General features: G+C 62.5%; 7 protein-coding genes. All 7 read right to left on the bottom strand.

Annotated features, from left to right (window positions below):
- Positions 1-74: 74 nt before the first annotated feature.
- On the bottom strand, positions 75-3,071 hold the full coding sequence (locus AC1DXO_RS01000; protein WP_476976214.1) for a sugar-binding domain-containing protein: 2,997 nt from the start codon (positions 3,069-3,071) through the stop codon (positions 75-77).
- 15 nt (positions 3,072-3,086) lie between these two features.
- On the bottom strand, positions 3,087-3,992 hold the full coding sequence (locus AC1DXO_RS00995; RefSeq protein ID WP_476976213.1) for a rhamnogalacturonan acetylesterase: 906 nt from the start codon (positions 3,990-3,992) through the stop codon (positions 3,087-3,089).
- On the bottom strand, positions 3,989-4,987 hold the full coding sequence (locus tag AC1DXO_RS00990) for a pectinesterase family protein (RefSeq protein ID WP_476976212.1): 999 nt from the start codon (positions 4,985-4,987) through the stop codon (positions 3,989-3,991). The genes AC1DXO_RS00995 and AC1DXO_RS00990 overlap by 4 nt, the downstream gene beginning before the upstream one ends.
- Before the next feature lie 2 nt (positions 4,988-4,989).
- On the bottom strand, positions 4,990-6,609 hold the full coding sequence (locus tag AC1DXO_RS00985; protein WP_476976211.1) for a family 43 glycosylhydrolase: 1,620 nt from the start codon (positions 6,607-6,609) through the stop codon (positions 4,990-4,992).
- 48 nt (positions 6,610-6,657) lie between these two features.
- Positions 6,658-7,983 (bottom strand): pectate lyase, encoded by a 1,326-nt coding sequence (locus AC1DXO_RS00980; RefSeq protein ID WP_476976210.1) that lies wholly within the window; start codon positions 7,981-7,983, stop codon positions 6,658-6,660.
- Between the two features lie 236 nt (positions 7,984-8,219).
- A complete protein-coding gene (locus AC1DXO_RS00975) occupies positions 8,220-11,609 on the bottom strand; it encodes a TonB-dependent receptor (protein ID WP_476976209.1) in 3,390 nt (1,129 codons plus the stop codon).
- A gap of 403 nt (positions 11,610-12,012) precedes the next feature.
- Positions 12,013-15,132, bottom strand: a complete 3,120-nt coding sequence (locus AC1DXO_RS00970; RefSeq protein WP_476976208.1) for a TonB-dependent receptor — start codon at positions 15,130-15,132, stop codon at positions 12,013-12,015.
- Positions 15,133-15,166 lie beyond the last annotated feature (34 nt).

The raw sequence follows: 15,166 nt of genomic DNA, 5'->3' as shown, positions 1-15,166 counted from the left end.
GGCCGGCGTTCGGTGGCGGTATCTGGCTACACACAAAACCTGTAATGCGTGGGAGTCCGCAGTTGCGCTCCTCCCTATGGCCGGGTGCTCATCCACATCATCGCGTTGCTAAGAAAACGCCTTTGTAACGGAGCAGCCATGTCGGGCATGCGGTGGAAAAGAATGCGCATACCATTCTTCACGACCGTGAAACACGCTGCCCCGTTACGGCGATCATGATCGCGGCTGTAGGCGCCAACCACCTGTATCCCCTCACCTTCGACAATAAGGCCGTTCGACGCCTCTCCGGGCACCTGATGGAGCACGCTCAGCGCCTGGTCAGCGGGAATACCGGCAAACAGCGGATGCGCGCGAACATAGTTCCAGTTACCCATCCACGGCGCGCGCAGATTGCCGACCTGGCCGGAATAGGTAAAGAGCCCCAGTCCGGCCAACTGCCGCGCCACTCCGTCGGCTAGACCGTCTTCGGGCACCATTGCCAGCAGCGGTATGCCGCGGCGCACGGCATCGAGCACATCCTGCGGCAGTTCGCCGGGCGTGACCGCGGGCTTTTCCCCCTTCTGAGGCTGGGCTTCCAGTCCGGTCTGCTCGGCGATCTGGCGCCGCTCGATCTCATCGGCTTTTAGACCCGAGGCTATGATGCCGTCATAGTGCCCTCCCGGTCGCATGTCTTCGAAGCTGACGCCGCCGATCTGGAGCAGTTGGTCGCGAAATGACCTGGCAATGCCCGACAGACCGATGCGTAACGGTCGCGGGAAGGTCGGCCGCGTATCGGTCACCCAGATCTCGCGCACAAAGGTCGAGGTCCAGTGGCCCGGTAGTTCAAGCTGGATCTTGTGCAGGCCCGGTTGGGTCAGGGCCGGTGTGACGACCTTTTCGGCCAGCAGGTAACTGTACTGGTCGCGAACGTGCGTCGGTACAGGCCAGGTGGCGATCGCCGTCGCCTGGCCATCGGGCGCAATCACGCTCAGGGCCAGGGTGCCGGTCAATTGCGTGTCGGTATCGTTAAGCAGCCAGATGTCGAGTTCGACCACTTCGCCCAGTTCGAAGGCCAGCTTGCGTGTCTTGGCCACCGGACGGACGGGCCGCAGGCTCGATTTGACCAGGTCGGGATTGGCCTTGAAATAGCGCAGGTTGTCGACAATGCCGGAATGGTTCTCGATCGCCGTTGTCTCCCAACCCGATATGGCGGCGATATCGACCGTATCGCCGATACGGATGTTTTCGCCATAATGCTGCCAGGCGTCGTAGGCTTTGCGGCCGATCGACAGAAACAGCGATTCCGTCGTCGGAAAGGCGCTGCGAAACCCCCATCTGTCGAGAAAGTCCGAGGTGGTTTCGACAATGGCCCGGTGGTCAGCGAGATCGTAGGACTTTCCGCCATGAGCCATGATATCGGCGACGATCTTGACGTGGTTGTCGGCCACGGCGCAGCCCTGCATCTCGCCGAATTCAACAATAAATTCGCGCCCTGTCTGGCGATGGATGTAGTCGTCCTTCGACCGGTAAAATTTATCGTACCACTGGTCGCCGGCGCCCTGGTGATTGACCCACCAGCCGCCCCAGGTCTCGTGATCGGAACGGTAATAGTGGTCGTCATACGGCAGGTACATGGCCTGGGCGACGCCGCGTGCCACGAAGCCGTCATTGAGCACGACCGGCCGGCTGGGATCGGTGTCGTGGATGGCTTTCAGGACCGCCTGGACGTCGGGATTGTTGAGTTTGGCGCTGATCTCGTTCTGCAGGGTGTACTGGACCAGCGACGGATGCGAGCGAAAGGTCCGGGCCATGGCGACGCATTTTTCGACCATATAGGCGCGACTGAAAACATCGGCCTCGGACAGGCTTTCCCCCGGCTTCAGGTCGCGCGCCACCGCGTGCCGGCCACCGCCCGGTTCCATCACGCGCAACAGGCCGCCTTCGTCCTGGGCGGCAAAAACATCGGTCTTGCCGACATTGCGGTGGGCGTGCAGGGTGTTGAGACCCAGCGCCTTCGCGGCGTCGACCTCGCGCCGTGCCAGGGTTTGGGTCGGCCACAGGCCGTTATAGCCCCAGTAGCCCCACGAAATGGCCGAATAGAGCTTGATGCGGCGGCCGTTGAGCCGCAGCACGGCATTGCTTCCCAGGCCATCGACGACAAACGATCGAAAGCCGAAACGGACGACGCGGCTGTCGGCGCCCCAGTCGAGGCGCAGATGATACAGGTTGCGGCTGTCGAGGTCCCACAGCTCGGCCAGCGGCGCCGACACCGTAAAACGGACCTGGGCGACTCCGTCACGAACATCGACGACGTCCAGCCCTATATCGGCCGGCTGGACCTTCATCGCTGAAGCGAACAGGACAGCGGTCGGGACATGGCGCCGCGCCCCCGTCAGCACGACCTCCATATGGGCTGTGACGCGGTGCGGATCGGCGGTGTTCAAAACCCAGGCTTCGCGAATATGGGCTTCCAAGGGATGCACGGTCAGGGACAGGCCGCGATCGAGGCCGCCAAAGCCGTGCGACGCGAACAACTTCAGCTGCCCCCACATCATGGTGGTCGAGTCGCGCCAGTCGTAGCGCCCGCCCGGATTGGTGATCCGGATGGCCAGGCGATTAAGCGCACCCGGCACCATGGCCGCCGTCACATCACAGTCGATCGGCAGTTCGGACATGATCGAATAGCCGACCAGTTGCTCGTTGAGAAAGACTTCGGCGCGCAGGCGCGCCCCGCGAATATGCAGGAGAACGCGCTGTCCCCGTGCCGAAGAGGGAATCTCGATGTCGCGGTACCACCATGACACGCCGCGCCACGCGCCGTTCTGCGGTACATCGTCATCCTGGGCATAGCGATATTCGTCCCCGGTATAGGGGCGCAGGCCGAAATGACCCCAGAAATGCTGTTCGGCCGTGGCCGGAAGGCTGACTGTCGCGTCGGGTTGCTGCAGGGCGCCCCAGCCGCCGGTCGGGGCATTGATCGGCAGACGGCCCAGGTCGACCTGCGACGGCAGCCAGATAAGGTCGTCCCGCCAGGTCGCCTGCCGGTCGATCCAGATGTGCCAACCGTCGTCGGGAATGTCGATAGGGTTCACGATGTTCACCGCAGGTCAGGGCACCAGGTCGAGGCGCAGGTCGGGTACGACCCGTGCCAGTTCGAAAGTGACCATCTGCGAAAACAGCGCCGCCCCTTTGGGACCCAGGTGCGTGTAGTCGAAGACAACAGTCGGATGGCCCTGTGGCGTTTCCAGCCCTTCGGTCGTCGCCGCAGGCGAGGACGCAGGCAGCTTGGGCGCACTCATCGTCGTTCCCGTTTCGGCGGCAGCCAAAATGTCCGGCGCAGGCGGGGTCTCGGCCAGGTCTATGGCAGCGCGTGCGCCCATGGCCTGGACCGCAGCGGCGCTGCGGGCATGCAGGTCGACCAGGGGCACATTCATCTCATGCGCCACCTGTCGGACGACGGTGGCCCAGGGTGCCAGGTCGTCCTGCAGCGAACCATTGATGAAGGTCCGGCGCGTCAGGGGCGTGACAAGAACAGGAATGGCTCCGGCGGCACGCACCTCGGTGACATAGGCGCGCAGATTGGCGGGATATTCATTGTAAAAGTCGGTCGAGCGCCCGGGTTTGCCTGGCTGGTCATTGTGGCCGAACTGGATCAGGACATAGATCTGATCGTAGCCCGTCGCGTGCATTTCCGACAGCGCCAGATCCCACGAGCCCTCGGCGCGATAGTCGAAGGTGCCGCGTCCGCCGCGCCCGAGATTGATACAGGCAACGAAGGACGTCAGATGATTGGCGCAAAAGGCGCCGCCCCAGCCGCTGCCGACCTGGGTCGTAGAATCGCCGACCAGGATGATCTTTTTGGTGTGGATGTGCTTGATGGCGGCTCGGGCGGCGGCATCCGTGACGGTGGGCGGCTGCTCCGTCGGCGGTGGCGGGGGCAGTATGGTGATGTCGGCGGCGGTCGCCGGAAAGGCCAGCGCGGGCAGAAACGCGAGTATTGACAAGGCTTTCATGAGCGTTTGCTTTCCGGAGGAGCAGGCAGCCAGGTAAGGTCGCCAGCGAACAGGTTGTCGCGACGCCAGGCCAGCGCCCGGGTCGCATCGAGGGCATCGGCCCAGAAGGCACGCATCGCGGGGTTTGCGCCCGGCCCGGTCGAGCCGTATTCGGCAAAATGCGCCGTGGTGTAGGTTTCGGTCTTGCCGGGCGTCCATTCGCGCCACCCCTCGGGGTGAATGCGGCCCTGGATATCGGTATCGAGAAAGACGACCTGGGCAAAGGGCCGCCAGGCGCGCCCCAGATAGTAATCGACTGCCCCGGCCGTCGTTACAGTACAGTGGTCAAAGACATAGGCTGTGGTCTCGGTCGCCGCCGTGCGGCTATGGGCGGTGATAAAGGCCTGTTCACGCGCCAGGATATGCACCCGGCAGCGGTCGAACAGGGCCAGGGCATTGCCAAAAATAAAGTCGACATGGCCCTCGACATAGCAGTCGTGAAAATACTGCCGCGACGGCACACCGGGCTTGCGGCTGGCCGCATAAAGCGTGTCCTGGGCGCCGAGCAGGCGCACACGGGTCAATACGGCGCGATCGGCATTGATCGACAAGGCAACCGCCTGCGAAGGCTCTGTATTGCCAAGATGGTAGTCGTTCTGAATCGTCAGGTTGTGCGCGCCAAAGCCGTCGCCGGTGACAGTCAGCGACGCCGACTTTCCCGTGCCTCCGGCCATCCTGGCGCTGTCACCCCAGACCAGGACGACATCGTCCGGTCGTTCACCCGTGCCGGTCAGTTGGACATTCGGCTTGGCCAGGCTCCATTTTTCGCGGTAGACGCCCGGAGCGACTTCGACCGTGCCACCGTCCGCCGGCAGCGCGGCGACGGCTTCGGACACGGTCGCATGATCGGCCGGCACGCGCAGCGTAACCCGCACCTGCGCCAGGGCGGGCAGCGGTTGCGCCACGAAGGCGGCCGAACCCGCCAGAACGAAACGTCGCGTCAAGGCCATGGCCATGCCTACAGTGCCCGGTAGCTGAACTTGCTGAACCGCGCCTCGCCCGTTCCGGCGGCGTAGAATCCGGGTTTCAGCATCAGGAAGCCGCCGCGGACATTGTGGTGATAGCCCGAGACCTCCATGCCGCGGTCGAAGCGCTGCCAGGCAACACCGTCGGCGGAGGTATGGAAGCTGACAATATGGTGCTGGTTGCGAACACGCATCATCATCCGCCGGCCGTGCGGATTGGCCGGTCGGCCACGCTCGATGCCGTACTGATGCGTGATGAAACGATCGGCGTCGAAGCCCAGGCCACAATAGAGCTTTTGGTCGTAGAACAGCAGCAGACCGGCCCGCGCACCGGCGTCGATCTCGATCTCCATCTCGATCTCATAGGCGGGATCGCCGACCACCATGACCAGCGGCGATGAGGATGACGGCGCCTCACCCGTGGCGGTCAGATGCAGCACACCGCCGTCGCGCCTGATACGCCGGCCCTCGTTGGGCGACGGGTTGAAGAAGGTCCATTGGATACCATAGCGGTCGCGCGTAAAATCGTCCGACAGGGCGAAGCCGTGCGCCTGGGCGATACCGCCCTTCGGCTTGGCGATCGGCTGCGACAGGTCGCCGCCGCCGAAATCGAACCACCCATCGGCCGACCACGTCACCGGCGCCAGCAGGGTTTGGCGGCCCAGGGTCCAAAAGCCGTTTTCATAGCCGTGATAGACGCCCCACCAGTCTCCAGATGGCCCTTCGACCAGGGTGGCATGGCCACGCGACCACCATTTCTCATCCAGCGACGTAGTACGGACTAGGGGATTGCGCGGATGCTGTTCCCACGGTCCGTGAATCGACCTCGATCGCGCGGCGATGACCATATGGCCGGTAGGAGGACCGGCCGTACCGCCAACCGCCAGGATCAGGTAGAACCAGTCGCCATGGCGCGTAACCTTGGGACCTTCGGGCGCGAAGCCTTCAACGTCCCATTCCGCGGGGTAGTGCCAGGGATCGTAGACGTGTTCGGGCTCGCCCATCCGCGACAGTCCGTCATCGGCCAGCCTGACGCGGTCGCCGCCTGACAGGAAAAGCCAGCGCGAGCCGTCTTCGCCGACGGCATGGCCGGGATCGATATGGCTGGGCAGGTCGAGGTCGATCGGATCCGACCACGGCCCGCCGATATCGTCGGCCCAGACGACCCAGGAGGTGGTCTTGCTGCCCGGCGCTGCCGTCTGTTTCGTTGGGATATAGAGGAAATAGCGCCCGTTATGCTTCGTCAGTTCCGGCGCCCACACTGAGCCGATATTGCGCATCAGAGCCGGGCCGACCGGCTGCCAGTTGACCAAGTCCTTCGAATGCCAGATGACCAGGCCCGGATAGGCGTCAAAGGTCGAAAACGTCATATAATAGTCGGGCGAATCCTTTGACCCGTCCTTCAGGATCGACGGGTCGGGATGGTCGCCGGCCATGATCGGATTGAGGTAGCGGCCATCACCCAGATCGGCCCTGCGCTGGCCTTCGACGCCTTTTGCCCAGGTAGCGACAGTCGGTTTTTGTGTCGCCGCCTCGGCCACGGCAGGCGCGCCGAACAGCAGGGCGCCCAGGCCAACGGATTTGAGCGCGTCGCGGCGATTGGTGTCAGACATCAGGCGTTCCTATAAAAACAGTTTATTCCAAGTTGCAATGACGCTAACTCATTGCAACTTGGCAAGGGCGACCGCCCGCCCGAGCTTATGCGAGGAGCCATCGGGGCCGCCCGTGCGGCGGCGTTTGAGCTCAAAAAATGCGTCGAAGGGCCGGCGCGTGGAAGGCCTGACCGGATAGCCGCCAGCCTGGTCTTCATTGTCGATAAGGCCGCCCGCTCCTGCCCTGGCCTCGCCAACGATATGGGCATCAATGGGGTCGCGCGACCACGGCCGCGCGCCGGCATTGGCATAGACGCGGCGTTCGGTTTCCTCCGCTTGCATTAAGGTCAGGCCGGGCGGCCACAGGCTTTCGCGCGGCATGGCGCGGATAAAGGCTTTCGGCTTATACGTCCCACCGTCGTCATAGCCGTCGGACCGCGCCTGGTAATAGCCGATAATTGGCGCAGGTGCGGCATCGGAATAGGTCGCCAGATTGTCGGCAGCGTGGAGATCCAGGTCGCCCGCGCCGCCGAAGGTCAGCATAGCCAGGCCGGGTCGCGTATCGCGTCCGCCGCGCATGACATTGCCGCGCAGCACCATGCGCCCGACGACCGGATCGTGCCCGGCCCACTGGTCTTCGACCAGGGTGTATTGCGCGCAGGTGTGGCCGGGATTGACGAAGACATTATTGGCGACGACCGCCTGGCCGCCACCCTTGACGAGGGGATGACGCTCGTTGTTATGGGCGTAGAGGTTGCCGCGGATCACCACGCCGGTGACATTGTCGTGGATCAGCGAGCCCATGGAATGCGCCCCCTTGGCGTGGCTGGCATTGCGCAGGCTGTGGGCGATCAGGTTGTTCGAGAAGACGATGTCGTGCGACGTGTTGCGCCGCCAGTCGTCGACCGCGGCGCCTTCAAAGCGCGGACCGGATGCCGACAGGGCCTCGTCGACCGCCCAGGTGAAGCTGCAATGGTCGATGGTGACACGGCTTGCCGCCCATGTGGTCAGGCCGTCGGGCTCGAAGCCGCTGCCCGGCGCCATGCCGGCGCTGCCCGGGCGGACGGCGATATGCCGCACGACGATATCGTGGGTCGCCACCTGCAGGCCGCCGCGGATCAGGGTAATGCCGGGATCCGGCGCGGTCTCGCCGGCGATGGTGAGGAAGGGTTGGGTGATTTTCAGGCTTTGACGTTCGAGGTCGATAACGCCACCGACTTCGAAGACGACAATGCGCGGTCCGCTGTCATCCAGGGCCGCCTGCAACGATCCCGGCCCGGCCCGATCAAGCGTGGTGACGCGAATGATCCGGGGCGCTGGCGCGGCCAGGACAGCGCCCGGCGTCACCAGGGCAGCGGCGGCACACAGGAGACGACGGCGATCGGGACGGACCATGGGCGAAATCATACAGTCATACGACGCGCGAAGAAAAAACGGAGCAGGCCGGGTTTCCTGCAGCATGTACAGGGAACCACGGCCTGCTCCAGTTGGCCAGCCTGTGTAGGAATTGGCATTCGAACAACGGGGAGCTGGATCGGAGACAGGCGAGAAGATGGCGGGGGCTTTCGGAAACCCCCGCCAGGTGGGCCACAGACGGCGCGGGAGAGGAGCGACGCCTGCGGATGTCGCGCCTAATACTTGTAACGCAGGCCGAAGGTGATGGTCCGGCCGGTCGAACCGTACTGCAGCACGACCGGCTGGTTAAACGAATACCGGTTGGTCGTCTGATTGGTCAGGTTCAGGCCTTCGAGGCTGGCCGTCAGGTGATCATTGACGTGGTAGGACATAGCGAAATCGACATTCAGCGTATCCTCGGACCCACCGAATTCGTTCATCAACGGTCCGTCGCACGGTGTGCCATTGGCCTGCAGGCCGGGATCGCAGGCGCCTGAGGCGACGGGATAGGTGGTGTAATAGCCCTTGCGCTGGGCGGCCGAGACCCGGGCGCTGAACTTTTGGGTTTCATAATAGACCGTGAAGTTAATGCCATCGGGCGAGGCATTGAGCCAGGGCCCTGTGCCGTAGACCGGCGCCTTGGTGACCACACCGGTCGAGGCGTTGACGGTGCCCGGATCGAGAATATAGGTCAGCTTCGAGTCGATATGCGTCATGTTGAACTGCACGCCGGTGTTCTTGAAATACCAGGGCAGGAACTTGAAATCCTGTTGGTAGCTCAGTTCCCAACCGGACAGACCGCCGCCGGGGGCATCGCGATACTGGCGGGCCGTGGCCTCGTGGTCGGCATTGATATAGGCGATGCGGTTATTGTCCGCCGGCGTATTGGTGCTGTACTGCAGGATCAGAGCGTCGATGGCGTTCTGGTCCAGGAAGGTCGACAGCGGCGCCGAGTACAGGACCGTCTGCGGATAGGAACCGACGTCCTTCTTGAACAGGGCGACAGACAACAGGCCGTTCTTGGCAAAATACCATTCGGCGCTGAAATCATAGGCATTGGCGCGGAAAGGCTTCAGTTTCGGATTGCCGACGGTCAGGGTGGCCCCGGAGGTTTCACCGGCCGACGGGATGCTGATAGCCGAGACCGCCGGCGACATATTGACCAGTTGCGGCCGCGCCATGACCTTGGACGCGCCGAAGCGCAGCATGAAGTCGGGGGCGACTTCCCAGGCCAGGTTGAAGGACGGAAGGGTGTCGCTATAGCTGTTTGTGCCGTAGATCGGCGCACCGATCGTCGTCTGGCCACTCGAGCTGATATCGGTCCTGACCTGGCGGACGCCGATATTGCCGAACATGTGACGGCCAAGGACGTCGTAGTTGAAGTTCAACTGGCCGTAGACGCCCTTGGTCTTTTCGTCGACGCTGAAGGTCGCGGTGCGATTGCGCTTGTCGGTAATGGTGAAGTCGCCGAACTTGTTGATACAGTTGCAATCGAAGCCGAAGGCGTCGGAGAACTTTTCGATCGACGGCGCGAAGAAGGACGTCAGGGTGCCTTCGGGTACATCGAGACCCTGCCCGAACTGGAAGACGTTGCCCAGCGTGGCCGCCGTCAACCCGGCTTCCTTTTCCGTCGGGTTCAGCGTGTCGGTCTGCCGTTCAAACTGATTGGTCGAGAAGCCGTAGCTGCGCGTCACCCCACCGAATTTGAGGGTCAGGTGTTCGTCCAGGTTCCAGGTGAAGTCGGCCTTGACGCCATCATAGGTGTTTTCGGTATCGCGGATATAGTTGCGCATGCCCGAAAAGCCCTTGACGATCGTCCAGCGACTGGGATCGGCGGTATTGAATCCGGGATCGAAGACCGGCATGTCACCGCCGGCGCGTTCGTCATAGGTGAAGGTTTCGGGGGCATCCATCGAATTGAACTCGACCAGCAGACCTTGGTAATGGTTGAACGAACGTGACGTGCCGATGGTGAAATCACCGCGGAAGGACTCGGTGAAATCATGTGTCAGGTTGACCGAGACCTGGTTGAACTCGGTCGTGTAATGCCCCCGGTCGGCGGCTGAGCGCCAGTCGACATTGCGCATCTGCAGGTAGTCGGCATTGCCGTTGGTGACATGGGCGGCCAGCAGGTCGACCGCGGGCCGGCCGATCAGCGCGCTGCGGAAGCCAATTCCGTCGGGGCTTGCGACATAGCCGACCGAATTGGGGTTGTTGTAGTAGTCGTAGGTATCGAGGTTGTAGCGATTGACCGAGAAGATATTGGTGCCCAGGACGGCTGGGGCGCCGTTGGAGCCCGTGGCGAAGGCCGGTGTCGAGCCATTGAGCTGCTCGCCGCAATCGACGGCGTGGTTGAAGGCGTCTTCGGCCCGTGAGGTGCACAGGCTGGGATACAGGTTGCGCTTGTTGGCGATGCTGGTGGTTGCCGAGGCCGTGTTGTAGGCGGCATTGGTATTGTTGCGGTTCAGGCCGACCGAAGAAATCTGGTAGATGGTCGACATGTTTTCGAAACGCGAATACAGGCCGTCAACGGTCAGGCGCGTATGCGGCGAAAACTGATATTGCAGCGAGGCGGTCAGGCCCAGGCGGTTCTGTTCGAGATTCTGCTGTTCGACTGACGGCAGGGCGGGGAACTTGACCAGGGAATCATTGCAGCCGCCGGTCGTTGCTGTCGGCGCGGGTGACGCGGGCGGTGGACAGTTGGGATACATGACGGCATAGGCGGCCGGGTCAGACCCCGTCTGGGCAGCGATAACGGCCGGATTGGTGATAACGCTTCCGAAGGTCGTCCCGACCGGGGCCGAGAAGCCGGCGCGACCGGGGATTTCGTTGCCGGCCCAGGTCGAGCCGCGATAGGTATAGTCGGCCGAGCCGCCGCCACGACGATATTGGTCGTTTTCCGATACCTTGGACGAATAGGCTACCGAACCGAGGAAGCCCAGCTTGCCGCCCAGCCAGCGGTTGGAATAAAGCCCGGTGATGCGCGGGCTGTTGGTGCCACCATTATCGTTATAGGCGTTTTCGAGCGAGAAGGCGAACTGCTGCCCCTTGTAGTCGAATGGCCGGCCGGTCTGCAGGTCGACCGTGGCGCCAAGACTGCCTTCGTCGGTTTCGGCCGAGGCTGTCTTGCGTACCGTCAAAGAGTTGAAAAGCTCTGACGCGAAGGTGTTGAAGTCGAAGGCGCGCGACCGGTTGGGCGTGGAGCCGGCGTCATTGGCGCCTGCCGTCGAAAGGGCTTCCAGATTGTTGATACGGACGCGGGTGAAGTCGCCGCCTAAGCCGCGCACACTGATCTGACGGCCTTCGCCATTGTCACGGTCGATCGATATCCCCGGGATGCGCTGCAAGGATTCGGCCAGGTTGGCGTCGGGAAAGTCGGCAATGTCCTCGGCATTGATGGCGTCGAGCATGACGTCGGCACGGCGCTTCTTGTTGATGGCCGTCTGCAATGAGGCACGATAGCCGGTGACGACCACCACCGTAGTGTCGTCGGCCGCCGCGGGCGCAGCCGGTGTTGCATCTTGCGCCTGCGCGGTCACGGGCAGCAGCCCGCAGACCGATAGCGCCAACATGGAAGCGCCGAAAAGATTGCCCCTGCTCCCCAGGCGTCGAACTGTCGTTGTCATGATGATGTTCCTGTTTTTCCCGACGTGGCGATAACTGCCACTTGCTGTGCATGACGCCTGGTGGACACCGGTGTCATTGATATTTCATTATCATATTTTTAGCAATATAAAATAGTGCATAAGCAAAAATGGCGACCATTTGAGCCTTCATTGCTCAAATTTAGACATATATGATTTTTTAGACACACTATTGCTTTTATATGTACTTTAATACAACATTTTATACTCAGTAATTTCGGCACGACAAGCGACCCTTGCGACAATTCGCAAAGGTTACTGAAATGACCGCGCCGTCATTTTTAATTGTACTTGCAAATTTCTCGATCGACTTGGCGCCGGTTCGAGGGTCTAGATCGGATGGTTTGTCGTCATGGATATGTGTCGGCTTTCATTCGTGTCATGATTAAAAACTGTAGCGGAGCCCGGCATAGGCCCGGCGCCCGCTGAGGCGGTAATCGCCGACGCGGCGCACGGTGGAATCGTTCCAGTTGACGTGCGGCTGGTCGGCGATGTTCATGGCTTCGAGGGTGACCGTGACCCGGTCACTCACCCGATAGCTCGACGAAAAATCCCAATAGGTGGCGGCATCGACGCCCGAAGCGTCGGTATTGTAGGTCCCTGGCACAGAGGTCAGGAACTCATCGCGGTAGTTCATCGACAGGCGCGCCTCGAAACGTCCCTTGCTGTAATACAGGGTCGCATTGCATGAGTTGCGCGACAGATAGATCAGGTCAGCGGTTACCGTGACGCCGCCCAGGGCCGAGGTCGTGTAGTAGTTGATGCGGCTGTTGACATAGGTGTAGTTGAGCCGAACCCCCAGGCCGGACCAAAGACCCGGCAGGCGGCGGAATGGTTGCTGGTAGCTGATTTCGATACCGGACAGGGGGCCGCCGGGCGTATTGACCGTGCTCTGGATGACGAAGTCGTCGCTGACCATCGCGCCCGTATTGGCCAGCAGCGAGTCCGGCAGACCAGTCGAGGCGTAGGGCGCGACATGGGTCAGGGTCTGGACATAGGTCGATATGTCCTTGTGAAACAAACCGACCGCCGCCGCGGCCCCGGACGAAGGGTACCATTCCCACGACAGGTCGACGCTGGTCGCGCGATACGGTTCCAGATACGGATTGCCCGTTGTGATCCGGCGTGCGCCGCCATTGACCTGGACGCTGGTTTCCGCCGCGAGGCTGGCCAGGGGCGGCCGGGCAATGACTTCGGCGGCGCTGAAGCGCAGGACCGTATCGCGCGACGTATCGACGGCGAGGTTGAACGACGGCAGATTGTCCGTATATCTCCGGCGCACCTGGGTCAGGCGGTAGCCGGAGGGATCGACGGTAACCGGCACGTTGGCAAAGAATTCCGACACCTGCTTCGTCCGCACCTGGCGCAACCCGGCATTACCGCGCACCGGCAAACCCCACGCGGTGGCGCGGAATTCGACAACGGCATACACAGACCGGTCGCTCTCGAAGACCGCCTGGTTGAAACCGCGCGCCGCCGCATTGGTCGTCGACACAGAACTACGCCCCGTATTGGCGTACAGGTCGTAGCGATCGACAAAGGCATCGATGTCCGGCAGGGTCCAGCACGGCGGCCCATAACCGGCGGGGAGGATGTCGGACAGGCCGCACACCTGGGTCGTGAGGCCGGCGAGCCCACCGGCAGGGGCGGGGAAATTCGCTTCCCCTTGATCGAGGCGATAGACAATGCTGCGGAAGCTATAGTCCTTGCCCTCGCCGCCCACCACCGCCCGCCATCCTGGCGCCAGATCATAGCTGAACCGGGCCTGGGCGATCCTGAAACCATTATGCAGGAAATTAGGCCGCAGCCGCAGTTCCGGACCTGTCGCGCCCGTACCGCCAGGTTGGGTGACGCGCGGGCCAAAATACCAGTTCGCTACGTCCGCGACGTCGAAATTGTAGTTGATGACCGGACGATCCTGCCCCCCTGGCCGGATATCGAAACTGTAACCATCGACATTGAAACGGTCGATCTGGGCCGACACTTCGAGATTGGCGAACTTCGAATAGGAGGCGCCGACCATGCCGTCAAAATGGATCCGGTCGCTGATGTCATGGTGCAGGCTGAGCGACCCCTGCTTGAATATGGTGGTGAAGTTCTCAACCGCGACCTCCGAACGGACGTCAACATTGTCGAAGCGGCCATAGACCAGGGTGTTGTCGCCATCCACCACCGCTTCGAGCGGCACGGTTTCGGGCTTCCCGCCCTGGGAAGCGCCACGACTGAAGCCTATTGCCTCGAGGAAATGATCGCTGCGTTCGGTACGGAACTGGGAATACAGCAGGTCGGCGGTCACCAGGGTTCGCGGCGACGGCTGCCACTGGATGCTGCCGGTCAGGCCGAAGCGTTCCGTGTGGCCGGTCAGGTTGGTATAGCGATAGAAGCGCGGCACATAGGTCGTGGGCCTGTTTACCGCGGCAAAGGCCGCCGTCGCGCCCGCCAGGTCCTGGGTCGGCACATCACAGAGGCCACCCGTCCCCGATGTCGGCCGGCAGAAACCGCCGTCGGCCGTACCCTGGTTCCAGCCGCCGCTATTGACGCCCTGAATTTCGAGCGGCGCGTAGGACGAGGCAGCCGAGATCAGCACACCCACGCGGTCGCCGGCAAAGGTATTGCTGACCAGGGCGGTCGAACGGCTGCCCCAGCGGTCGGCCAGGTCATGATAGCTGCCCTGGGCCGAAGCTGCCAACCGGAAGCCTTTTTTGTCGAAGGGATGCGGCGTCGTCAGATTGACCGTGGCGCCCAGGGAACCTTCCGGCTGGTCGGCGCTCGAGGTTTTTATGACATCGACACGGCTGAACAGTTCCGACGGAAAGACATTGAAGTCGAAACCACGGCCCCGGTTGACACCCTCGGCCAGGCCATCGGTTGCGGCCTGGGCCTCCAGGCCGTTGATCTCGACACGGGTGAAGTCGGGGCCCAGGCCACGAACGGTGATGCTGCGGCCCTCACCCTGGTCCCGGGTAATGGCAACGCCGGGCATGCGCTGGATGGCTTCGGCCAGGTTGTTATCGGGAAACTTGGTCATGTCCTCGGCGACGACCACATCCACGACGCCGGTTGCGGCGCGTTTAAAGCGCAGGGCCTGGGCCAGGCTCTGGCGGTAGCCTTTGACGATCACCGTAAGTGGCGGCGCGTCATTCCACGTCTGGGTTTCGGTTGAAGGCGTCACGACCGCCGGCGCATTGGCCGCGGGCCGCACGGCCACAATATAGGAACCGCCACGCGTCACGGTCACGTCCAAATTCGTCCCAGCCAGCAGGACCTGAAGGGCGCCTAGGGGCGTATAGGCGCCGCGTATGGCCTGCGCCTGGAGGGCCGCCACCGCTTCGGGCGGGAAAATGACATTGGCGTGGGTCTTGGATCCCAACGCGGTCAGGGACTGGGCCAGTGGCTGGGATGGCAGGTCAATGTCGAACACGACCTGGGCCTGCGCCGCCGGTGCGGTCATCAGGGCCAAGGCCAGTGCGGCATTCAAGCTCATGATCAGAGCGTAGCTTCCCATATCCTGCCTGTTATGGAGCCATCTTGGAACGGGC

Source organism: Asticcacaulis sp. P2_C5, from assembly GCF_056404555.1.
Note: the sequence above shows the minus strand (reverse complement) of the source record. Positions and strands in the feature narration are given on the sequence as shown.